The following is a 21,641-nucleotide window of genomic DNA, read 5'->3' as shown; positions in this document are numbered from 1 at the left end:
CGACTCAGGGGAAACGCGCCTCGACCCGCGCCCGGTACTCCGCGCTCGCGGCGATGGATGCGACCACGTCGACGTCGCCACGTCCGGCGAGGTACGGGGAGAACGCCCCCTGCCCGCTGGAGTCCATGGGCCTGCCCAGGAGTGCGAGGTAGTAGCCCGCCAGTCGGCGGTCGCGTGCCTCCGCCGACTGCGAGATCGACATCGCCACGGAGGTCCGCCCGTACCGGCCGGCGGCACTCGCCCACATCGCCTGCTCGATCGGTGCCGCGGGCCGGCCGAGCAGGCTCTGGTACACGCCGTTGACCCAAGCGTTCACGTCGCCGCCGCCCAGCGCGTACAGCGATTCCGTGGACCCGTAGATGGCTCCGTTGAGCTCGTTCAGGGTTCCGCCACGCAGCATGAAGCCCACCCAGTTGTTCATGCCGTCCGGCTCGGCGGGCCGGTGCAGCGCCGCGGTGTAGGCCTCTCCTACCCAGCGAGTGAATCGCTCCCCGGACCCTGCGAACGCCCGGGCCGCCGCGTAGCGGTCCCCGCCCGTGGCGATGAAGCCCGTCCAGTTGTCCACGCCCTGGGGTTCGCCCTCCCGGCCCAGGATGTCGGCGTAGAGGCCGCGGGAGAACGAGCGCGCCCCTGCGGTCGACGCCGTCGTGGGCGTGAACCAGTCACTCTTCAGTCCGAGCACCGACCGGACGTGGTTCCCTGTGAACGGGCGCGCGCCGCCCGTCGTGTCGAAGACGATCTGCACCACACGACCACCTTCGGCGCCGAGCCCGTTCCGCACGGTGACACGGGCATTGAGGATCTGTGGGATCCCCAGCCGTGCGGCCACGTCTGCACGCGAGAACGACGCCGACCACGACCGGTTGGGATTGGCGCCGGTCAGGTCACCGGCGTCCTCGACGGCCGGGAACTCGCCCCCTGCTGTCCACCCACCGGTGGAGGCGCTGAACTCGGTCCGCGCGATGGTGCCATTGGACCGTCGCCGCACCTGCCCGGAGGTCTCGGCCACCGCAGTGGTGGTCCGGCTGTCCTCCGATGCGCTACCGCCGTACACCTGGCACGACGTGGTGTCGCACGTCTTGGCGTATGCGGTCCACTGCGAGCTCAAGGCGTAGCTGCGCGCGGCCACCGCCTGGGCCCTGAGCGCATGCATGCCTTTCCCACCGCCCGCGGAGCCCCAGCTGGCCGGCGACTCGCGCGGCACGACGCCGTAGAGATATTCGTCGACGGTCACGACGTTCACCGTCGTCTGAAAGCCCGGAAGACCGAGGTTCGCAGGACCGCCGTCGAGGATGACCATGTTGCCGCGGTAGGGCTTGACCTGGCCCCCGTCGCACAGCGAGATGCCACCGGTGACCGAGGCCTGGCCCTCCACGCGGACGCCGTTGGGCCCTCCCCAGGGCGCCCACGGACCGGCGCACGTGGAGGCGACGTACACCTCGAAGGTGTTCCGGGCGATGCCACGGACGAGCATCGCGGGCGCGCCGATCCCATAGCCGTTCAGCGTCAGACCGCTGCCGGTGAGGACGGTCTCCTTGCCCTTCTGGCCCAGGAGCTCGACGGAGACGGCGGGGTTGCCGGCGTCCCCGGCCAGCGTCGTGCCGCCGTAGTAGCGATCGAGGATGCTCTGGTAGGACCAGCTGTGGTCGACGGCGTAGCCGTACGCCCCCCACTGACTCAGGCCGCGACCGTGTCCGAAGCCCCGACCGTTGAAGGTGATGTCGGTGGCGTCGGCGCCCGCGGACGGCGGGTTGGCCAGCCAGACACCGGTGCCGGCGAGCACAGCGACGAGCGGCGCGGCGATGAGCGCCGCAGGGCGCCGGACGAAGTCGAAGAGGGCCGTCGTGAGGGCGCGCATGCCGAACACCTACCGTCTGCCGGCCCCCGGGAGGCCGGTCGTATGCGCACCCACGTGCTGCAGTCCCGTGGGTGCGTGCGGACATCGGCGCGGCGCGGCGTCACTCAGCGCATCCGACCGCCCCGCGTCGAGTACATCAGACCTCACGAGCCCCACGAAACGGTGGAACCACGCCGGACCGGACCGGCGGCTCTCACTTGCCGACGGTGGCGAACAACTCGGCGTACTGGTCGATCGAGAGTCCTGGACCGTAGATCGCGCGGGTCCGCGCTGCGCCGGCAGCCCGGTCAGGCTGGGCCCGCTGGAGCTCGACGAGACCGCGGTGGACGGCTTCGGGGTCCCGCGGTGCGACGATCGTGCCGAAACCTGTGTGCCGGACCGGCATCCGTACGCCCGGCAGATCGCTGGCCAGGGAGGGGACGCCGGTGAGCATGGCCTCGACCTGGACGATCCCGAACGCCTCGAAGGAGTTCACCGACGGCAGGGCGAACACGTCCAGCGACGCGTAGAGGTCGGGCAGGGACGCGTCAGGGAGGAACCCCAGCAACCGGACCCGCGAGTCCTCGCCCGCGGCACGGCGCACCCTCTCGACGACGCTCCCGCCGGCCACCTTGGCATAGTCGCCGGCGACCAGCAGCCGGGCATCCGGGTCGTCCAGGCGGCGGAAGCCCTCCACCAGGTACTCCAGCCCCTTCTCCTCGACGATCCGCCCGACGAATCCCACGTGCAGACCGGGCCCGTCGCGGAACGTCGGCCGTCCACCCGAGCGATCGAGGCACGGTGGCGCGATCGCCCGCGCCTTGCCCGCCATCTCGACGGCGAGGCGCGAGTGCTCGGCGTAATCGTCGCTGGAGGGACAGACGACGGCACTGCGCCTCATGGCCAGCGCGACACTGCGATCCATGACTGCCTGTTGCAGCCGATCGACCAGTCCCGCACCCATGGCGACGTCGCACTGGTAGGTCAACACCACCGGCGTCCGTCGGGCGAGCAGGGTGATCGGCCCGGCCTCGAGCAGCGGGAGGTGCAGGTTCAGCACCGCCGCGCGTCGGGCCTCTCGCGCCACGACGAACGGGAACGAGGGGCTGATGACACCCTTCCCGAGGCGCGCGACGACGCGCGTGCGCCGGACCGCCACCCCGTTGAGGACCTCCTCGGCCGGCAGAGAGGCGTCGTGACGGGTCGTCACCACAAGCACCCGCTGCCCCCGGGAGGCCAGTCCCTCGGCGACGACCCGGGCCGCCTCGGTGAGTCCGCTGACGTAGGGGGCGTAGTAGCTCAGCGCCATGACCACGTCGTACTCCCGGTCAGCGCTCACGATGGATTCCCTCCAGCTCGATGGACATCGGCGCCGTCCCGCCGCCGGGGAGTGCGGTGTCGACGTCGAGGATCACCGGCGAGTCGCCCGCGGGCAGGGTGACCTGGACATCCGTCGCCCCGGTCACCTGGACCGGCTCCAGCTCGGTGGGAGCCGTCTCGGGCTCCAGCCGCACGAGGAGGGGGGTGTCGGGTCCGGCTCGCACGGCGAGGCTCACGTCGCCGTCGCCGCCTGGGCTCCGCAGGACGAGGATCCCGGCCCCGTCGGCGATCGTGGCGGTGTCGCTGTCGGGCAGCACGAGCGGGTACCAGCTGCCCAACCGGTAGGGCGCTGCGACGACGGCCTCCCCTTGCTCCAGGTCCAGCAGCCGGAACCGGGCGTTGGTCTCCACGACCACGCCCTCGTCCGCGTCGACCTGGACCCCGTCGCCGACCAGCCAGAAGCGGTCCGCGCCGCCCGACCAGAACGACTCCGTGCGGAAGTAGTCGGCGCGCACGGCGGGGTACTCGACCGCCTTCTCGTCGGCCAGCGCCATGGCGATCCAGTGCTGCTCGAAGAAGTCCGGCACGAGCACCGAGACGGCCTCGCCGTCGTCCCCGATCTCCTCGACCCAGCCCTGCGCCTCGGCGTAGGCCTCGTCGACGTGCCGTCCGGCCAGGTCCACGTCGTCGTCCGACGCGAGGGACGAGCGGACGTTGACCCCTGTCCAGACCACGAGGCAGGCGAGGAGTGCGGCCGTGACCGCCATCGGGAGGGCCGGGGCGAGGCGTCCCACGGGCCGGTCGGCGCTCGCGGGGTGTCGGCCGCGCAGCCGGTCGACGAGGGCCGCCCACCCGGCGGCACACATGAACAGGGCCAGGGGCACGGCGATCTCGACCGCCCGGCGGTGGGTGTAGCCCAGCCGCTGGACCGACAGGTAGGCGAGGAAGGCCAGTCCCACGGCCAGCAGGCCCAGCCACATCCCCCGCTGGGGGCCGAGGACGACAGCGAGCACCATCCCGACGAACACGAGCGCGCCCAAGGCCAGGGCTATCAGGCTCAGGTCGAACCCGCCGGAGAGGGGGCCGGCGCCGACGAGCCGGTTGATGACGATCTGCGGGCGGGCCAGGAACGGGGAGGGCCAGGCATCCGCCGCTCCCCCACGGACGCCCAGGATCGTCCCCAGCGCGCGCCACCACACCAGGGGTGCGATCGCGATCGCCAGTCCCAGGAGGGCTGCGGCACGGGCGACCGTGCGACCGAGCCCCTGCCTCCGCAGCAGCACGGCACCGGCCAGAGCGGGTGCGAGGAACGGCGCGTACTCCGTGTACGTGCCGACTACACCGGAGAGCATCAGCGCCGCGAGGAGCAGGGGGACAGGGGGCCGGCGATCGAGCGCTGCGACCACGCACCCGAGCACCGGCAGGACGAGGGCGATCCCGAGGACCGACGCCGCGTTCTGCGAGTACACCTGCTGCACGAGCACGGCCGAGCCGGCGATCAGGACGCCGGCCGCGAGTCCCACCCACCGGCTGAGACCCATGAGGACGGCAGCCGCCAGGCAACCACCCGGAACGAGCAGCACCCACGCGGCGATCCAGGGACTGAACGTGTCCGTCGGCGCCGTGCCCGTGACCGTGTTGAGCGCGGCCTGCACGAGTTCCTGGCCGACCCTGAGCGGAGCGGTCAACGACGAGACGGTGGGGCCGTCGGCCAGGACGCCGTCCGCGGCCGCGGCGGGGGCAGCTGGGATGTCCGGGACGTCGAGGATGCTGTGCGACTGCAGCCAGCGGCTCACCGACACGTACCAGAACGCGTCATGACTGCCCGCCGGGCTGACCACCCGCCCGTCGCCCAGGGCCAGACTCGGCGCCGCGGCGATCCCGGCCAGCGGCGCGCCGACGGCCACCGCGGCCGCCGTCCAGCCGAGCGATGCACGGTCCGCGAAAGGACGGAGACACCCGCGCCGCGACCCCACGGCGACGAGCGCCACCGCGACGACCGCCAGCACGACGAGCCCCCAGCGCACCGGGAGGACGATGCCGGTGGCGTGGAGCCCGACCACCAGGAACGCTGCTCCCACCAGGGGGGCGGCGGGGAGCAGCGCCGCCCGGGCGGTCGGCGGTACCGCCGCGAGGACCGCTACGCCGGCCAGCGCCAGCAGTGCCCAGGCCACGGCGACGAGGAGGACGACCTCGAGCATCACGCACCCACCGGCAGGGTCGAGGCCATGCGAGAGCGAGCGGACCACGCCAGCAGCGCGGCGGCGGCCGCCGAGCCCACGACCAGCGGCACGGTGACCTGGAGGACGAAATCCTGGAGGAGGGCGATCGAGGCGATGGCGGCCAGGAGGCCGACCGTCCATCCGATCGCCACCTGGCGGTGCCCGCCGAGGGCCACCGTGACGTCCGACGCGGCGACCGCGAGCATGAACACCCCCGTACCGAGGCCGAGCAGCGCCATGGTCCCGTGCGTCACGACGAAGTCCGATCCGAACATCAGGCTCACGACCTGAGGGCCGGCGACCGCCGCCCCTGCCGCTGTCAGGACGGCGAGCGACCCGACGAGTGCGAGCAGGCGCCGCACGAGCACGAGCAGGCCCGTCCGGTCACCGCGAGCGGCGAGCTCGGCGATCCGTGGCACCACGAGAGCCTCCATCGACTGGAACAGGAACACCGGGATCCTGGTCACCGTGATCGCGGCCAGGAGCTGACCCGCCGTGGCGTCGTCGGAGCCGGGGGCCAGGATCCGTGCCACGACGACCCCGCCGTAGAGCAGGGTCTGCAGGGCGACGGCCCCGACGATCAGCACCGTCGCCGACCGCAGGAGCGCCATCGGCCCTGCGACGTCGACGACGTCCCGGGTCCGGGCGAGACCGACGAGCGCCGAGCCCAGCGCGGCGACGCCGACGACCAGCGCGAGCGTGGCCGGGCCCGGATCGGCGACGACGACCAGCCCCACGACGACGAGCACCCGCAGGGCCGCTTCCGATCCCAGCACAGCGGCGTAGCGACCGTACCTCCGGCGCGCCGACAGCAGCCCGCGTACCGGGTACTGCGCCGCATAGCCGGCGCAACCGACGGCGAGCGCCGCCGCCAGGAGCGGGTCGCCGCCGAAGAAGCCGGAGACAGCCGGCCAGAGCAGCAGGAGGAGGACGGCGACCCCGGCTGTGACGATGCCGGCAGCGATCAGGGCCGAGCGGCGGAGCGGACGCGGGACCTGCACCCCCGACGGGTCCACGCCGCGCCGGGCGGTCTCCTGCTCGACCGGCAGGTAGACACCGGTCCCGAGGATGACGACGACCGCCCAGAAGGCCGAGAACGCGGCGTACTCGGCCGGGCCGACCGCACGCGCGACGACGATCAGGTAGACGTAGGTGGCCAGCGCGGCCGCTCCCACGCCGCCGAGCAGTCGGGCCACGGAGCCGGCGACCTGGCGCCAGCCCGCCGCGGATGCCACGAGTCCCCCACCCTGGTCCATCGGTGCAGGACTGTAGCCTGACGCCTACCGCGCGTGCGGACGCGAACAGCGCTGAGCCCCCCGCCGCCTGCGCATCACCGCACCCCCGACGGTTCCCCGGAAGGCCCCATGCCCTGGTTCGACGCGACCGAAGCACGTGCCCTCGTACGTCTGCAGGGTTCCCTGGCACGCAGACCCGTGACGGCGGCCGCTCACGTCCTGTCCAGCGCCGGTGAGCACGGCTGGCTGTGGCTCACCATGGCCGGCGCCGGCATGGTCCTCGACAGGCCGCGACGCTCGCGCTGGTTCGAGGTCGGCGCCTCCGTCGTCCTGGCGCACGGGTCCGCCGTCGTCCTCAAGCGGATCGTCCGGCGACAGCGCCCCAGCGCCCCCGGACTGCAGGTCCTGGACGCGACCGCGAGCCGGTTGAGCTTCCCGAGTGCGCACGCCGCCTCGACGAGCGCGGCGGCTCTCTCCGCGGCACCTCTGCTCGGCGCCGCGGTCACCGCCCCGGTGCCGGTCGCGATGGCCGCTGCCCGACTGGTCCTCGGTGTCCACTACCCCAGCGACGTCGTCGGCGGGGCCCTGCTCGGCGCGGCCGGCGCCCGGGCCGCCGGGCGGATGGTCCGGAGCCGACGGCGATGACGACGCTCGGGGCACTCGTCCGCGCCGTCCGGCCGCGCCAGTGGGTCAAGAACGTCCTGGTGCTCGCCGCGCCGATCGCGGCCGGAGAGATCTTCACCCGGTCGACGGCCATCGGGGTCGCGGTCGCGTTCGGCGCGTTCTGCCTGGCCGCTTCGGGCGTGTACCTCGTGAACGACGTCCGGGACGTCGAGGAGGACAGGCAGCACCCGACGAAGCGCCGACGGCCGATCGCCGCCGGGGAACTGCCGGTGCCGCTCGCCCTCGCCGCCGCCCTCGTGCTGCTGAGCGCGTCCATCGCACTGCCGCTCCTGGTGCCGTCGACCGGCGATCTGTGGGTGGTCCTCGCCGTCTACGTCGTCGTCCAGGTCGCGTACTGCCTGTGGCTGAAGCACCAGGCGGTCATCGACCTCGCCGTGGTATCGAGCGGGTTCCTGCTCCGTGCCGTGGCCGGCGGCGTGGCGTGCGGGCTCGAGCTGAGCCAGTGGTTCCTGCTGGTGGCCGCGTTCGGTTCGCTGTTCATGGTCGCGGGCAAGCGGTACTCCGAGAAGCGGCTGCACGCGGGCAGCGCTCTCGGGATGACGCGCAAGAGCCTGGACGAGTACTCCGAGCAGTATCTCCGGTTCGTCTGGACCCTGGCCGCAGCCCTCGTCACCATGGCGTACTCGCTCTGGGCGTTCGAGATCAGCGAGGAGACCGACTCGCCCCTGGCGCCCGTCTCTCTCGCCCCGTTCGCCATCGGCGTCCTGCGCTATGCCGTCGACATCGACCGCGGGAACGCCGGCGAGCCCGAGGACATCGTGCTGCGCGACCGTGTCCTGCAACTCGTGGGGCTGGTGTGGCTCCTGACATTCGTGGCGACGGTGGCCATCCGCTGACGTCCTGATCAGGACCGTCCCGTCCCCCGGCACACCCCAGTCCGAGGCCTCCCACCGCGTACAGTGCCGGTGACAGGACACCGGCGCGCCATGCTCGGATGGCCGGCCCGAGGGGCCTCCGCTCCGCGGGCACAGCCCGACCGCGGCCCCGCCGGCGGAACGCAGCCTGGTCTGATCGACATCGAGGGGGACGTGCCGTGCCTGGTTCCGTGCGGCCCCGCCGAGGCACTTCCGCAACAGATGGAGTTCAGCCGTGACCACCCCGAGCGACCAACTGGCGTCGAGCACGGGTGCCCCGTCGGCGGCGGCGCTGCGGATCCAGCGGCTCGCGGAGGAGCCGTTGGTGTCGGCCGGTCCGGAGCGGGGCTTCTTCAAGGGCACCCTGAAGTCCGTCCGGGACCTGTCGGCGTACCGCGAACTGCTCGGGCTGCTGGTCCGCCGCGAGCTCAAGGCGAAGTACAAGGACAGCACGCTGGGCTTCCTGTGGACGCTCATCCGCCCGCTGACCATCCTGGTCGTCTACTACGTGGCCATCGGGAAGTTCCTGGGCGCGGAGCGCTCCATCCCCGACTTCGCCATCTACATCTTCACCGGCCTCATCGCCTGGCAGCTGTTCCTCGAGATCGTCTCCGGGGGGACGGGGTCCGTCGTCGGCAACGCCGGTCTCATCAAGAAGGTCTACCTGCCGCGCGAGGTGTTCCCGCTGAGCGTGGTGGGCGGCGCCGTGTTCACGCTGGCGACCCAGTTCCTCGTGCTCGCCGTCGCGCTCGTCGTCACCGGGTCGGTGCCGACCGGTTCACGGCTGCTCTTCGTGCCACTCGCGCTGGCGGTGCTGCTGGTCTACGGCACGGCTCTGGCGCTCGTCCTGTCCGCCGTCAACGTGTACCTCCGTGACGTGCAGTACCTGGTCGAGATCGGGCTGACGGTCTTCTTCTGGCTGTCACCCATCGTCTACTCGTGGGAACTGGTGCAGACGGCTGTCACGAACGAGACGGTCCAGCAGGTCTACCTCGCCAATCCGGTCACGGCCGCCGTCCTGGCGATGCAGCGCGGCCTGTGGGTCGGCGGGACCGACGCGTCCTTCCCGCCCGACCTCGTGCCGCGGCTGTTCATCATGCTGGGGATCGGGCTGGTCCTCCTGTGGCTGGCCCAACGCGCCTTCGCCCGCCTCGAAGCCAATTTCGCCCAGGAGATCTGAGTCCGTGGCCCCCAGCCCCACCGTCGTGCGGGTGCACGACGTCTCCAAGCGCTTCGTCATCTACAAGGACAAATCGCTCAAGGAGCGCATCGTCAACCGCGGCCGGTCCAAGCGTCACCGCGACGACTTCTGGGCCCTGCGCAACGTCGACCTCGAGATCGGCGCGGGCCAGACCGTCGGGCTCATCGGCCCCAACGGCTCGGGGAAGAGCACCCTCCTCAAGACGATCGGCGGGATTCTGCAGCCGACCTCGGGCACGGTCGAGCGGCGGGGTCGACTGGCAGCTCTCCTGGAGCTGGGGGCCGGTTTCCATCCGGACCTGACCGGCCGGGAGAACGTGTACCTCAACGCCTCGATCCTGGGCCTGTCGCAGTCGCAGACCGACCGCTACTTCGACCCGATCGTCGACTTCTCGGGCATCGAGCGGTTCATCGACACCCAGGTCAAGTTCTACTCGTCCGGGATGTACGTGCGGCTGGCCTTCGCCGTCGCCGTGCACGTCGACCCCGACGTCCTCCTGGTCGACGAGGTCCTCGCCGTCGGCGACGAGCCGTTCCAGCGCAAGTGCCTCGACCGGATCCGCTCCTTCCAGCAGGAGGGCCGGACCATCGTCCTGGTGACGCATGCCCTGGACCAGGTCGTGGATCTCTGCGACCGGGCCGTCGTGCTGGAGAACGGGCACGTCGTGGTCGATGGCGACCCGGTGCTGGCGACGCGGACCCTGCGCAACGACTTCGAGACGGCGAGCCAGGCGGAGCGGGACGAGAAGGCACGTGCCTCGGCGCCGCCCCCTGCGAAGGTGACGGCCGTCCGTCTGCTGACGGCGGACGACACCCCACTGACGGAGGTCGCCGCCGGTGACGAGGTGCGGGTCCAGGTGGACGTCGAGGCGGCGTCCAGGCTCGACGACTGGATCCTCGGGATCGGCATCGACACCGCCGCAGGCCAGACGGTGTACGGGACGAACACGCAGATGCTGGATGTCAGGCTGCCCCCGCTGGCCGGCGCGGGCACGTACGAGTTCCGGCTCCGTCACCTCAGCCCTGGAGCCGGCGACTACACCGTGCACTCGGCGGTGGCCCGGTGGTCAGGTCCCCAGATCCACCACCTACCGGGGGCGGCGACGTTCGCCGTCCACGGCGACGGTCACTCGATCGGTGTCCTCGGCGCCGAACCGACCTTCGTGGCTGACTGAGCCGGCCCGTCGAGGGGCCCCAGGTGTGCTGCTCATGACAGTGCCCCCGGTCGCCGACGCGGCCGGGGGCACTGTCATGAGCAGGGTCGTCGCCTGCCGTCAGGGGAAGCGGACCCTGGAGCGGACGAAGTACTCCCAGCTGATGATGATCTCCTCGCGGACGGCCTCGTCGCCCTTCGCCTGGAGCGCCGGGGCCCAGGCACGCTGCTCGGCCACCGAAGCGGGGCGGCCGAGGTAGTACGTGTAGTCCTTGTTGACCCGCCGCATGCTCGCCTCGAAGGATCCCCACACGCCGTCGATGACGGCACCAGGCCCCATCGTCTGACGCACCCACGCCCACAGGCCGACCTCGGACGGGTCGACCGGCCGCCCCAGGGCCGCGCGGTAGATGTTGTCGACGAATCCCGCGTCGCTGCTGCCGCCGCGGAGATAGAACTCCGCACTGGTCATGAGAACCGGACCCAGCTGGTCGATCCTGAGCGATCCGTTCTGGAGCGCACGCATCCAGGTGGAGATCCCGCCCGGATCGACCTCGCGATTGAACACCGTCTGGTACGCCTGACGGATGGCGAGCAGCCGGTACTCGTAGGAGTAGGAGAAGCCACGGACGACGGCCCGCCGGTCCCCGTTCGTCGCCGCGAGCGTCGACACCCACCCCTGTAGGCCGACGGTGTCCGGCGCCCGGCCCATCATGTCCTGGTAGAGACCGCGGACGAAGGGCTCAGCTCCGGACCGCGCGATGACGCCGGCGCGGATCTCCGGCAGCTTCACGTAGCCGTACTTGCCCGGGCAGGCCGTGCTCCCGACGTCGCGGTGGCCGAAGATCGTCGGCAGGGCGACCTGCTGGCCAGCGGCGTACCTGGACGTGCCACCACCGGCGGAGGTGAGGACCGTGCTCCCCGCGGGGTCGACGTTGTACAGCGAGAACTTCCAGGCGATGACGTCGGCGATCGCGTTGATCGTCGCCTGCGGTACGCCGACGAGGTCGTAGTTGCCGAGCATCGAGACGCCGAAGGTGTTCGTGTTGAACCCGCCCGCGTGGGCACCGATGACCGTGGAGGCCAGCCCGCCGGCGCGGCCCTCGAAGATCCGGCCGAACTTGTCGACGATCACGTTGTAGCCGATGTCGCCCCAGTCCCGCGTCTGCGAGTGGTAGGCGTAGATCGAGCGCATGATCGCCGGCACCTGCTCGGCCGAGTAGTTGTTGCTGTCCGCCGTGTGGTGGATCGTGGCGGCCTTGATGGTGGGCGCGTACTGGGGCGTCCACTGCATCAGGTTCGGGTCGGCACCCCAGGCCGCGCGCGAGACGATCGGCGGCATCGCGACGGCCGCGTTCGCCTGGTCCTGCGCGGCGCTCGCGACTGCGGGGGCCGAATCCGCCGCACTCTCGCCCGGGTCGATGAGGGCAACCCGGACGTCCTCGGGAACGTCCCCGCGGGCCCCTTGCACGACGACCTCGATACCGCGGGCGTCGTCGGTCCAGTACGGCGCAGTGCCGGCCCGGACCACCGCGTCGGCGGATCCCGGCGGCGCTACCTGCTCGGCGTCGTCGGCTTCGAGCGTTGTCCAGCCACTCCAGCGACCGCTGGGCCGCTTGACGCGGATCTGCGCGACGACGTCGGTGATCTCGGAATCTGCCTGCCAGGTCACGCCGACGCTGGAGAACGGCTCCGTGGACGGCTGGGAGACAGTGAGGGCCGGCACGCCCGGAACCTCGTCGCCCGAGACGACGACGTCCTCGTCCGTCGGCTCCTCGGACGAGCTGGGTGCCGCGGAGGGTGCCGGCGTGGTGCTCGGGGCCGGTGCCGACGAGGTGGTGGGTGCGGCCGGAGTGGTGGGAGCGCTCGTGCCCGGCTCCGGAGTCGCCGTGGACTCCGACTCGGAGGGCCCCGTCGTCGCGGGGGCGGACGCCGTGGGAGCGGGGGTGGAGGGAGCGGGTGCCGACGAGCCGGAGGGGCTGGGGGCCGCCGCCGGGCCGTCGCGGCCGTCCAGACCGTCGGGCAACACCTCACCGTCGATGCCTACGACTGCGTCGCCGACCGGGTCGACGACCGAGCCGAGGGCGACCTCGGCGATCGACGTCTCGACGGGGTGGGCCTCGGGCAGGGGGGCCGCGTAGACGGGGAGGACGAGAATCGTCCCCGTCAGCGACAGGAAGGCCAAGGAGCCTGTGGCGAAGCGGCGCATGAGTGGAGGTCCTCCGATGTTGCACGGACTCCCGGGGCCGATTCGTGGTGCGCACGGGAGTGGAATACATCATCGGTGCTCGGATGGTCACAATCCGGTAGGACATGCCGATAGATGTCGCTTTGTCGATCGTTGATCCGCTATCTGCCGCCGGAACCGCGGGCACACCGTCCTGCGTTGGTATGGATGCGCCTCGTGTGAAGAGAGGGAGTCCGCGGGAACCGGGGGCCCGTGTCGGTGACGGATCGTTCCCAGTTCCCGTGCCTACCATCGCCCGAGTCGCCGCCGAGCGGCACGGACCTCCAGCCACGGGCGGTCTGACCGGTCGTCGAGGACCGCACCATCCACAGCTGAGCGAGGTAGCCGGTGAGCCGAGAACGTGACGAGAGGACGGGTGGAGTCGGCGCACGTCCGCTCCCGCCCCGCCTCGACCCGCGTGCCGGCCGTCCCGTCCGTCCCCGCGGCGGTCCCGCACTCGCGACGGCCGGTGGGCCGCCGCGCGGCGCCACCCGTTCCGCGCGTCCCCACACCTCGCGTCCCCAGGAGCGCTCCTCGGCCCGATCCGTGGTGCAGCAGCCCGAGCCCGGCTTCGGCAAGGTGCTCGGCCTCACGACCCTGGGCGCGATCCTGCCCGGCACCGCACTCCTGGCCGCCGGCTACCGGAAGGCCGGCTGGACCGTCCTGGCCGGGCTCGTCGCTCTCATCGGCCTCGGTGCCTGGCTGGCCACCGGTGGCCAGCACATCGCCGTGCGCCTGTCGGTGAGCCCGACCGGCCTTCTGCTCGTCATCGCCGCCGCCGTGGGCATCGCCGTCGTCTGGTCGCTCGTCGTGATCGCCGGTTACCGGGTGCTCGCGCCGGACGCCACCACGCGGGTCCAGCACCTGGCCGGCTCCCTGCTCGTCATCCTCCTCGCACTCGGCGTCTCGGCCCCGGCCTTCGAGGCCGCCCACCTCGCCTCGGTGCAGCGCAACCTGGTCCTGGGCCTCTTCGGCGACGACGTCGAGTCGGCCACCGTGCCCACCGACGCCGGGGCGAACCCCTGGGGCGACAAGGAGCGGGTCAACGTCCTGCTCCTCGGTGGCGACGGCGGCGACGGCCGCACCGGGGTCCGCACGGACACCGTCATCGTGGCCAGCATCGACACGCGGTCGGGCGCCACCACCACGTTCAGCCTGCCGCGCAACCTCGAGGAGCTGCCCTTCCCCGAGGACAGCCCGCTGTACGAGGCCTACCCCGACGGGTTCTGGGCCGGCAGCGAGAGCGAGAGCCTGCTCAACGCCGTCTACCGCAACGGTCCGGCCGAGTACCCCGACATCCTCGGCCCGACGGACAACGCCGGCGCGGACTTCCTCAAGCTCGGGGTCGGCGAGGCCCTGGGCCTGACGATCGACTACTACGTGCTCGTGAACCTCGAGGGGTTCAGCCAGCTGATCGACGCCCTGGGCGGCATCACGGTCAACGTGAACTACTACGTGCCGATCGGCGGGGAACCGTCGCTGGGCTACCTCCCCGACGACTACATCGCCCCCGGCCCGAACCAGCACATGGACGGCGAGCGGGCCCTGCACTACGCCCGCGGCCGCTTCGGGCTCAGCGACTACCAGCGCATGGACCGCCAGCGCTGCATGATCAACGCCATCGTCAGCGCGGCGGACCCGATCACCCTGCTGAGCCGGTACCAGCAGATCGCGGCGACCACGCAGGACATCGTGACCACCGACATCCCCCAGTCGGTCGTCGGCGACTTCGCCGACCTGGCACTCAAGGTGAAGGACGCCGGCATCCAGAGCGTCGTGTTCGACGACTCGGTGATCAGGCCGGCCTACCCGGACTTCGACAAGATCCGCACCGTGGTCCAGGACGCGCTCGCCGGTCCTCCGGCAGCCGAGGCCACCACGCAGGCGCCGAGCCCGGCACCGGTCCCGGCGCCGGGTCCGGGCACCACCACGGTCGAGCCCGAGGAGACCACGGGCGCGGCGTCACCCTCGCCGGTCACCGCCGCGGCCGACGCCTGCGCCTACGACCCGGTCGCGGCGCAGGAAGCCCTCGACGAGGGCGAGCCACCCACCGGCTGACCGCGGGACGCCCTTCCGGCGCTCCCGGTAACGGCTGGGATCCTGGGGTCATGCGACCCATCGGCCCGGCCGCCCTGCTCGCCTCCGCCCGGGACCGGGATCCGGCCCGCCCGCTCCTGACCCACTACGACGACGCCACCGGCGAGCGGATCGAGCTGTCGGCGACGACGCTCGACAACTGGGTGGCCAAGACGGCCAACCTGCTCCAGGACGAGTTCGACGTCGGCCCCGGGAGCACTGTCGCGGTGGCCCTGCCCGTGCACTGGCAGACCGCGGCGGTGCTGCTGGCGGTCTGGAGCTGCGGCGCGACCGTCGTCGACACCGCGGCGGAGGACGACGGCCGTGCGGCCGACGCCGACGTCGTCCTCGCGGCACAGGACCGGCTCGAGGCCCTGGAGGACGCCGGTGCCGAGGAGCTGCTGGGCCTGTCCCTGCACCCGCTCGGGATGGGAATGGCCGGCTACAGCGGCCAGGCGCGGGACTTCGCCCTCGAGGTGCGGGTGCACGGTGACGTCTTCGTCCCGCACGAGGCGCCCGATGCGGCCGCACCCGGGCTGGCGGTCGGCAACCTGGAGCTGACGCTCGGTGGCCTGGCCGACGCCGCGGCCGAGCTCGCCGGTCGGCTGGGCATCGTCGCAGGCGACCGCGTCCTGGTCGACGAGTTCACCGCGCTGGAAGCGGGGCCGGTCGCCTGGCTGCTGGCGCCGCTGTCCGCCGGCGCGTCGATCGTGCTGTGCCGACATCCCCGCCCCGACGCGCTGGCCACCCGCGCGGCCACGGAACGCGTGACCGCCACGCTGGGGGTGCGGATCGAGGGCGTGCGCGAGCTCGGCCGCGGCGCATGACGTTCTCCGTCCTCGCGCACGACCCGGGGACCGGCGACCTCGGCATCGCGGTGAGCTCCTGCATCCTGGCCGTCGGGCACGCCGTCCCGAGCTACCGGCCCGGGGTGGGCGTCGTCGCCGTCCAGGCCCGCAGCCCCCGCGGGCTGGGGCACACCCTGCTCGCCGGGCTCGCCGAGGGGACCGCCCCGGAGACGTTGGTGCGCCGGGCGGCGCACGCCGCGGAGGACGCCGAGCGGCAGATCGCCGTCCTCGGAATCGGCGGTGCGGTGGCCGCCGACACAGGGCCCGGCTCGTTCCCTGCCAGTGGCCACGTCGTCGGCCCGGGTTTCAGCGTGCAGGGCAACATGCTTGCGTCGGCGGAGGTGCTGCCCGCCATGGCGGAGGCGTTCGCCGCCGGCGGCGGTGACCTCCCCGACCGCCTGGTGGCCGCCCTCACCGCCGGGCAGGACGCGGGCGGGGATCTGCGCGGGCGGCAGTCCGCGGCGCTGGTCGTCGTCCGCGGGACCGCGCCCACCGACGAGGACGACGGCGTCCTGGTGGATCTGCGGGTCGACGACTCCGGCGACCCGGTGGCGCAGCTGCGCATGCTGCGCAACCTGCAGCGCGCCTACGACGAGCGGGACTACGAGACACTCGCCCTCTTCGCACCCGTCGGCGCGCGCGACCTCTACGCGGCGCTGGCCGCGTCCCGCCGCGGTGACCGGGCAGCGGCCCGCGCAGCACTCGAGGCGATGCGGAGCCGTCCCGGGTGGTCGGCGTGGCTCGCCGCGATGGGCGGCGACAGCCGCCTGTCGGCGGTCACCGAGCTCCTCGGCTGAGTGCCGGGACCGAGGGCCGCTACTTCAAGAGGCTGCGAGCGATCACCATGCGTTGGACCTGGTTGGTGCCCTCGTAGATCTGGGTGATCTTGGCGTCGCGCATCATCCGCTCGACCGGGAAGTCCTGCGTGTAGCCGGCCCCGCCGAAGAGCTGGACGGCGTCGGTGGTCACCTGCATGGCGATGTCCGAGGCGAACGCCTTCGCCGACGCCGAGACGCGGGTGACGTCGGACCGCCCCTGCTCGCCGGCCGCCGCGGCGACGTAGACCAGGTGCCGGGCTGCCTCGACCTTCATCTGCATGTCGGCGAGCATGAACTGCACGCCCTGGAAGGAGCCGATCGACGTCCCGAACTGCTTGCGCTCCTTGACGTAGGCGACTGCCGCGTCGAGCGCACCCTGCGCGATGCCGACCGCCTGGGCGCCGATGGTGGGCCGGGTGAAGTCCAGCGTCCGCAGCGCGGTCTTGAAGCCGGTGCCCGGCGCCCCGATGATGCGGTCGGCCGGGATCGTGCAGTCGGTGAAGTACAGCTCGCAGGTCGGCGAGCCCTTGATCCCCATCTTGCGTTCCTTGGGGCCGACGGCGAAACCGGGGTCGTCCTTGTGCACGACGAACGCCGAGATGCCGTTGGCGCCCTTCTCCGGGTCGGTGACGGCCATGACCGTGTACCACTCGGAGACCCCGGAGTTGGTGATCCAGGCCTTGGTGCCGTTGAGGACCCAGGAGTCGCCCTCGAGGCGGGCCCGGGTCTTCATGGCCGCGGCATCGGAGCCGGCCTCCCGCTCCGACAGCCCGTAGCTGATCATCGCGTCGCCGGCGGCGATGGACGGCAGGACCTTCTGCTTGACGTCCTCGGAGCCGGACAGGATCACCGGCATCGAGCCGAGCTTGTTCACCGCGGGGATGAGCGAGGCGCTCGCGTCGACCCGCGCGACCTCCTCGATGACGATGCAGGTGGCGATCGCGTCGGCACCCTCGCCGCCGTAGGCCTCGGGGATGTGGGTGGCGTGGAACCCGGCCGCCGTCAGCGCCTTCTGCGCCTCGATCGGGTACCGCGAGTCGGCGTCCACCTCCGCGGCGAAGGGGGCGATCTCGCGCTCGGCGATGTCCCGGACCGCCTCCCGGATCGCCTCGTGCTCCTCGGAGAGGGCGTACAGCCCGGAGTCGTTACCCACGGGTAGATCCTAAGCCCGGCGGGCTATCCGTCCGACGCGAGTCGCTCCTGGAGGGTGAGGTCACGGGCCACCACCGACTCGGCCAGCTCGGTCTGGAACTGTGCGACGGCCGCCCGGAGCGCGTCGTCGGAGGCGGCCAGGATGCGGACGGCCAGCAGCCCGGCATTGCGGCCGCCGCCGATGCCGACGGTCGCGACCGGCACGCCCGCGGGCATCTGCACGATCGAGAGCAGGCTGTCCAGGCCGTCGAGACGGTCCAGGGCCCGCGGGACGCCGATGACGGGCAGCGGGGTGGCGGCGGCGACCATGCCGGGCAGGTGCGCCGCTCCCCCGGCGCCGGCGATGAGCACGCGCAGTCCCCTGCCGGCGGCGGCCTCGGCGTAGTCGAGCATCCGGCGCGGTGTCCGGTGCGCGGAGAGCACGTGCGCCTCGTAGGGGACGCCGAACTCCTCCAGCGCCCCGGCGGCCGGCTCCATCGTGGGCCAGTCGGAGTCGCTGCCCATGACGATGCCCACCACGGGGTCGCCGTTCGGTTGGCTCATGCAGGTCCCCTCAGTGCTCGTGCTCGAAGGCGAATGCCCCATCCAGCAGGCCGTCGGCCAGGTACCGCGCGGCAGCGACCGCTCGGGCGCGCACCTCGGACACGTCGTCGCCGAGGGCCGTCACGTGGCCGAGCTTGCGGCCCCGGCGCTGTCCCTTGCCGTACCAGTGCAGCTTCACGTCGGGCCAGTGCGCCATGAAGTGGTGGATGCGCTCGTCCAGCGCCGGCCCCGCCCAGTCGGCCTCGGCGGCGGCTCCGCCCAGCACGTTGGCCATGACCGCGACCGGCGCGGTCATGGCCGTGTCGCCGAGCGGGTAGTCGAGGACGGCGCGCAGGTGCTGCTCGAACTGGCTGGTGCGGGAGCCCTCGATCGTCCAGTGCCCCGAGTTGTGCGGCCGCATGGCGAGTTCGTTGACCAGGACCCCCTCGGTGGTCTGGAACAGCTCGACGGCGAGCATGCCGACGACGCCGAGCCGGTCGGCGATGCGGACGGCGAGTTCCTGCGCCCCGACCGCCAGCTCCTCGGCGAGGTCGGGAGCGGGTGCCAGCACCTCGGCGCAGACGCCGTCGCGCTGCACGGTCTCCACCACCGGCCAGACGGCGGCCTGGCCGAAGGGTGAGCGGGCGACCTGGGCGGAGAGCTCGCGGACGAGCGCCACCCGCTCCTCGACCAGCAGCGTGCCGTGCCGCTCGAGCAGCTCCGCGACGCGGTCGGGCCCGTCGACGACGAACACGCCCTTGCCGTCGTAGCCCCCGCGCGGGGTCTTCAGGACCACCGGCCATCCCACGTCCTCGGCGAACGCGGTGACCTCGTGGACCGTGCCCGCCTCGGTCCAGGCGGGCTGGGGCTCCCCGGCCTCCTGCAGCGCCCGCCGCAGCACCAGCTTGTCCTGTGCGTGGACAAGGGCGTCCGGACCCGGCGCGACCCGGTGGCCGGCGTCCTGCAGCGCGTGCAGGTGCTCGGTCGGGACGTGCTCGTGGTCGAAGGTGACGACCGTGGCCCCGTCGGCCAGCCGCTGCAGGTCAGCGAGGTCCCGGTGGTCGCCGAGCCGTACGTCGGCCGCGACGAGCGCGGCCGACTCGGCCGGATCCGTCGCCAGCACACGGAGGGACTGGCCCAGCGCGACCGCCGCCTGATGGGTCATCCGTGACAGCTGCCCGCCGCCGACCATCGCCACGACGGGCAGTCCGGTACGCGGATCGAGGGCAGCAGCCATGGCGGGCGCGAGACTATCCGGTGCTCCGGCGTGCGGGTCCGGCGCGGGCGGCAGGTCGTCGCCGGACGCGCCCCCGGCGGCCCGCCCGCTCCGTACAGTCGATGCCGTGCCGTTCCCGCCCCGATGGAGCCTGCGCGACACCTGGGGTGTCCTGGTCAAGGAGCTGAGCGCCTTCGGCGTCGTCGGCGGCGTGGCCTTCGCGCTCGATCTCGCGGTCTTCCAGTTCCTGATCACCGAGACGCAGCTCAGCCCGGTGACGGCAAAGCTCGTCGCCGCGCTGCTCTCGACCACGACGGCCTTCCTCGGCCACCGCTTCTGGTCCTTCTCGCACCGGTCGCACACCCAGCTGCACCGGGACTACGTGCGGTTCCTCGTGGTCAACGGGGGCGCGCTGCTGATCAGCCTGGCGATCGTCGCGTTCGTCCGGTACCCGCTCGGGCAGGAGGGCGCACTCGCCCTGCAGGCCGCGAACATCGGCTCGATCGCCCTGGGCACGGCGATCCGCTTCCTCGTCTACCGCGCCTGGGTCTTCCCGGCGCCGCCGCAGGCGGCCGCGGCAGACAGTTCGCGCCTGCCCGTCTGACCCGTCGGTCAGGAGGCGATCCGCGAGCCCTCGCGCTTCGCAAGGATCTGCAACCGGCTCGGGATGCGGGTCCGCAGCTCCTCGACGTGGCTGATGACACCCACCGTGCGCCCACCCCGGCGCAGCTCGTCGAGCACCGTCATGACGGCGTCCAGGGCCTGCGGGTCGAGGGTGCCGAAGCCCTCGTCGACGAACAGGGTGTCGAGCTGCACGCCACCGCTCTCGGCCGTGACCACGTCGGCGAGGCCCAGCGCCAACGCGAGCGAAGCCATGAAGCTCTCCCCGCCGGACAGGGTCTTGGTCGGCCGCCGGACGCCGGTGTACTCGTCGAAGACGTCCAGGCTGAGGCCACCGCGCGCCCCGTGCCGGCCCTGCGCGTCGCTGTGCAGGAACGTGTAGCGCCCACCGGACATGTCGAGGAGGCGGCGGCTGGCCACCTCGGCGACCTGCTCGAGCCGGGCGGCGAGCACGAAGGACTGCAGCCGCATCCGCAGCGTGTTCGAGCCGCGGCCGTTCACCAGGTCGGCCAGCGCGGTGACCCGGTCGGCCCAGGCGCGCAGCTCGGCGACCTCGACCTCCGCCGCGGTGACGTCCCCCGCGAGCGACTCCAGCCCCTGGGTGCAGCGACGGGACCGCTCGAGCTCCGCGACCGACTCCTCGCGCCGCCGGGTGGCGGTCGCGCAGCGTTCCTCCAGCGCGGCGACGGCGGGTCGCGGACCGATCTCGGCCAGGTCCGGCTCGGCCAGCCGCGCCCGGAGCACCGCGACGGCCTGGTCGTGCCCGTCGATCGTGCGGTCGAGGACGGCGAGCCGGCCCGGCGCCAGGAGGGACCCGGCGGCCGTCAGCACGTCGTCGAACCCGGCCCCGGCGGCGCGGCCCTCCGCCGTCCGTCGGGCCGTGTCGGCAGCCGCCCGCGCGCGCACCTCGTCGCTCTCCGCGGCCACGACCGCCTCACAGCGCTCGGCGGCGTCGGTCAGCCGGCGGACCCGCGACGCCAGGTCGGCGTCGCTCCCCCGCGCCTGGGCGAGACGCTCGGCCAGCTGGGCCAGGGCGGTGACGTGGGCGTCCCGTTCGGCCGTGCGTGCACGCAGCTCCTCGCGGTCGGCGGCGAGCCGCGCCGCGGCCTCTTCCCGCTCGACCAGCAGCGTGGCGTGCAGGGCCTGCGCCGGTCCGAGCGTCGCGGCCACGTCGGTGGCCTGCCGCGCGTCGGCATGCAGCGCGTCGAGCGCCGCCGCCTGCTCGGCGAGGGGTGCCGCGCCGGAGCGGGCGCGCAGACCGGCGAGTTCGCGCTCCTGGCGGTCGAGGTCGGCGGCCGCCGCGGTGAAGGCGACCTCGGCAGCCTCGGCAGCGTCGTGGGCGGCCTGCTCGTCGTCGGCGGTGACCGCCGGTCCGGTGTGGACGGCGCGACGCGGATGCTCCGTGGCGCCGCAGACGGGGCAGTCCGCGCCGTCGGCGAGCTGGGCCGCCAGCTCGGCCGCCATGCCGTCGAGGCGACGGCCACGCAGGTCGAGCCACTGCTCGCGTGCGTCGGACCAGTTCTCCCGCCGGACCTGCACGTCGGCGCGGGCGCGGACGAGGCGCGACTCCAGGGCGTCGGCCGCCCGGGTCGCCGCCAGCGCGCTCTCGGCTGTCTCCACGGCCGCGCGCAGACCGGGGACGCGCGCCTCGAGATC

Annotated in this window: 17 protein-coding genes; 8 read left to right on the top strand and 9 right to left on the bottom strand. The window is 72.7% G+C overall.

What is annotated here, in order from left to right; all coding sequences use genetic code 11:
* Nucleotides 1-4: 4 nt before the first annotated feature.
* From E4P40_RS13920 to E4P40_RS13905, 4 genes are all read right to left on the bottom strand, one after another.
* Nucleotides 5-1,858 carry a SpoIID/LytB domain-containing protein gene (locus E4P40_RS13920; protein ID WP_135159159.1) on the bottom strand — a complete coding sequence of 618 codons (1,854 nt, stop codon included), beginning with the start codon at nt 1,856-1,858 and terminating at the stop codon, nt 5-7.
* A gap of 193 nt (nt 1,859-2,051) precedes the next feature.
* Entirely contained in the window at nt 2,052-3,176 is a 1,125-nt protein-coding gene (locus tag E4P40_RS13915) for a glycosyltransferase family 4 protein (RefSeq protein WP_209305316.1), read from the bottom strand.
* On the bottom strand, nt 3,166-5,361 hold the full coding sequence (locus E4P40_RS13910) for a hypothetical protein (protein WP_167762228.1): 2,196 nt from the start codon (nt 5,359-5,361) through the stop codon (nt 3,166-3,168). The genes E4P40_RS13915 and E4P40_RS13910 overlap by 11 nt, the downstream gene beginning before the upstream one ends.
* Nucleotides 5,358-6,614 carry a hypothetical protein gene (locus E4P40_RS13905; RefSeq protein WP_135159157.1) on the bottom strand — a complete coding sequence of 419 codons (1,257 nt, stop codon included), beginning with the start codon at nt 6,612-6,614 and terminating at the stop codon, nt 5,358-5,360. Before E4P40_RS13905 ends, E4P40_RS13910 begins: the two co-directional genes overlap by 4 nt.
* A gap of 198 nt (nt 6,615-6,812) precedes the next feature.
* On the opposite strand from E4P40_RS13905, the gene E4P40_RS13900 reads away from it, so the two are divergent.
* The 4 genes from E4P40_RS13900 to E4P40_RS13885 all read left to right on the top strand — a co-directional run bounded on the left by E4P40_RS13900 (nt 6,813) and on the right by E4P40_RS13885 (nt 10,527).
* Nucleotides 6,813-7,259, top strand: a complete 447-nt coding sequence (locus tag E4P40_RS13900) for a phosphatase PAP2 family protein (protein WP_245160337.1) — start codon at nt 6,813-6,815, stop codon at nt 7,257-7,259.
* Complete coding sequence (locus E4P40_RS13895) at nt 7,256-8,134, top strand: decaprenyl-phosphate phosphoribosyltransferase (protein WP_135159155.1); 879 nt, start codon at nt 7,256-7,258, stop codon at nt 8,132-8,134. Before E4P40_RS13900 ends, E4P40_RS13895 begins: the two co-directional genes overlap by 4 nt.
* A gap of 253 nt (nt 8,135-8,387) precedes the next feature.
* On the top strand, nt 8,388-9,332 hold the full coding sequence (locus tag E4P40_RS13890) for an ABC transporter permease (protein WP_245160336.1): 945 nt from the start codon (nt 8,388-8,390) through the stop codon (nt 9,330-9,332).
* A 4-nt stretch (nt 9,333-9,336) separates the two neighbouring features.
* Nucleotides 9,337-10,527, top strand: coding sequence for an ABC transporter ATP-binding protein (locus tag E4P40_RS13885; RefSeq protein WP_209305315.1), 1,191 nt, complete (start codon nt 9,337-9,339; stop codon nt 10,525-10,527).
* Nucleotides 10,528-10,626: 99 nt separating this feature from the next.
* Here E4P40_RS13885 and E4P40_RS13880 read toward each other — a convergent pair whose 3' ends face one another.
* Nucleotides 10,627-12,714 carry a DUF4214 domain-containing protein gene (locus tag E4P40_RS13880; protein WP_135159153.1) on the bottom strand — a complete coding sequence of 696 codons (2,088 nt, stop codon included), beginning with the start codon at nt 12,712-12,714 and terminating at the stop codon, nt 10,627-10,629.
* A 564-nt stretch (nt 12,715-13,278) separates the two neighbouring features.
* On the opposite strand from E4P40_RS13880, the gene E4P40_RS13875 reads away from it, so the two are divergent.
* The 3 genes from E4P40_RS13875 to E4P40_RS13865 are packed head-to-tail and all read left to right on the top strand — an operon-like array spanning nt 13,279 to nt 16,453.
* Nucleotides 13,279-14,790, top strand: a complete 1,512-nt coding sequence (locus tag E4P40_RS13875) for an LCP family protein (protein WP_135159152.1) — start codon at nt 13,279-13,281, stop codon at nt 14,788-14,790.
* A gap of 50 nt (nt 14,791-14,840) precedes the next feature.
* Nucleotides 14,841-15,635: a TIGR03089 family protein gene (locus E4P40_RS13870; RefSeq protein ID WP_135159151.1), complete on the top strand. Its 795-nt coding sequence runs from the start codon at nt 14,841-14,843 to the stop codon at nt 15,633-15,635.
* Nucleotides 15,632-16,453: a DUF1028 domain-containing protein gene (locus E4P40_RS13865; RefSeq protein ID WP_135159150.1), complete on the top strand. Its 822-nt coding sequence runs from the start codon at nt 15,632-15,634 to the stop codon at nt 16,451-16,453. The genes E4P40_RS13870 and E4P40_RS13865 overlap by 4 nt, the downstream gene beginning before the upstream one ends.
* Nucleotides 16,454-16,472: 19 nt before the next feature.
* Here E4P40_RS13865 and E4P40_RS13860 read toward each other — a convergent pair whose 3' ends face one another.
* The 3 genes from E4P40_RS13860 to E4P40_RS13850 are packed head-to-tail and all read right to left on the bottom strand — an operon-like array spanning nt 16,473 to nt 19,385.
* On the bottom strand, nt 16,473-17,627 hold the full coding sequence (locus tag E4P40_RS13860; RefSeq protein WP_135159149.1) for an acyl-CoA dehydrogenase family protein: 1,155 nt from the start codon (nt 17,625-17,627) through the stop codon (nt 16,473-16,475).
* Between the two features lie 23 nt (nt 17,628-17,650).
* Nucleotides 17,651-18,169, bottom strand: a complete 519-nt coding sequence (gene purE, locus E4P40_RS13855) for a 5-(carboxyamino)imidazole ribonucleotide mutase (protein WP_135159148.1) — start codon at nt 18,167-18,169, stop codon at nt 17,651-17,653.
* Nucleotides 18,170-18,179: 10 nt separating this feature from the next.
* Nucleotides 18,180-19,385, bottom strand: a complete 1,206-nt coding sequence (locus tag E4P40_RS13850; RefSeq protein ID WP_135159147.1) for a 5-(carboxyamino)imidazole ribonucleotide synthase — start codon at nt 19,383-19,385, stop codon at nt 18,180-18,182.
* Nucleotides 19,386-19,491: 106 nt separating this feature from the next.
* Between E4P40_RS13850 and E4P40_RS13845 the strand changes: the two genes are divergently transcribed.
* Nucleotides 19,492-19,968, top strand: a complete 477-nt coding sequence (locus tag E4P40_RS13845) for a GtrA family protein (RefSeq protein WP_245160335.1) — start codon at nt 19,492-19,494, stop codon at nt 19,966-19,968.
* A gap of 8 nt (nt 19,969-19,976) precedes the next feature.
* Here E4P40_RS13845 and E4P40_RS13840 read toward each other — a convergent pair.
* Nucleotides 19,977-21,641, bottom strand: a 1,665-nt coding sequence (locus E4P40_RS13840; protein ID WP_280790616.1) for an SbcC/MukB-like Walker B domain-containing protein, incomplete at its 5' end; no start/stop codon positions are given.

Source organism: Blastococcus sp. CT_GayMR20, from assembly GCF_004570345.1.
Note: the sequence above shows the minus strand (reverse complement) of the source record. Positions and strands in the feature narration are given on the sequence as shown.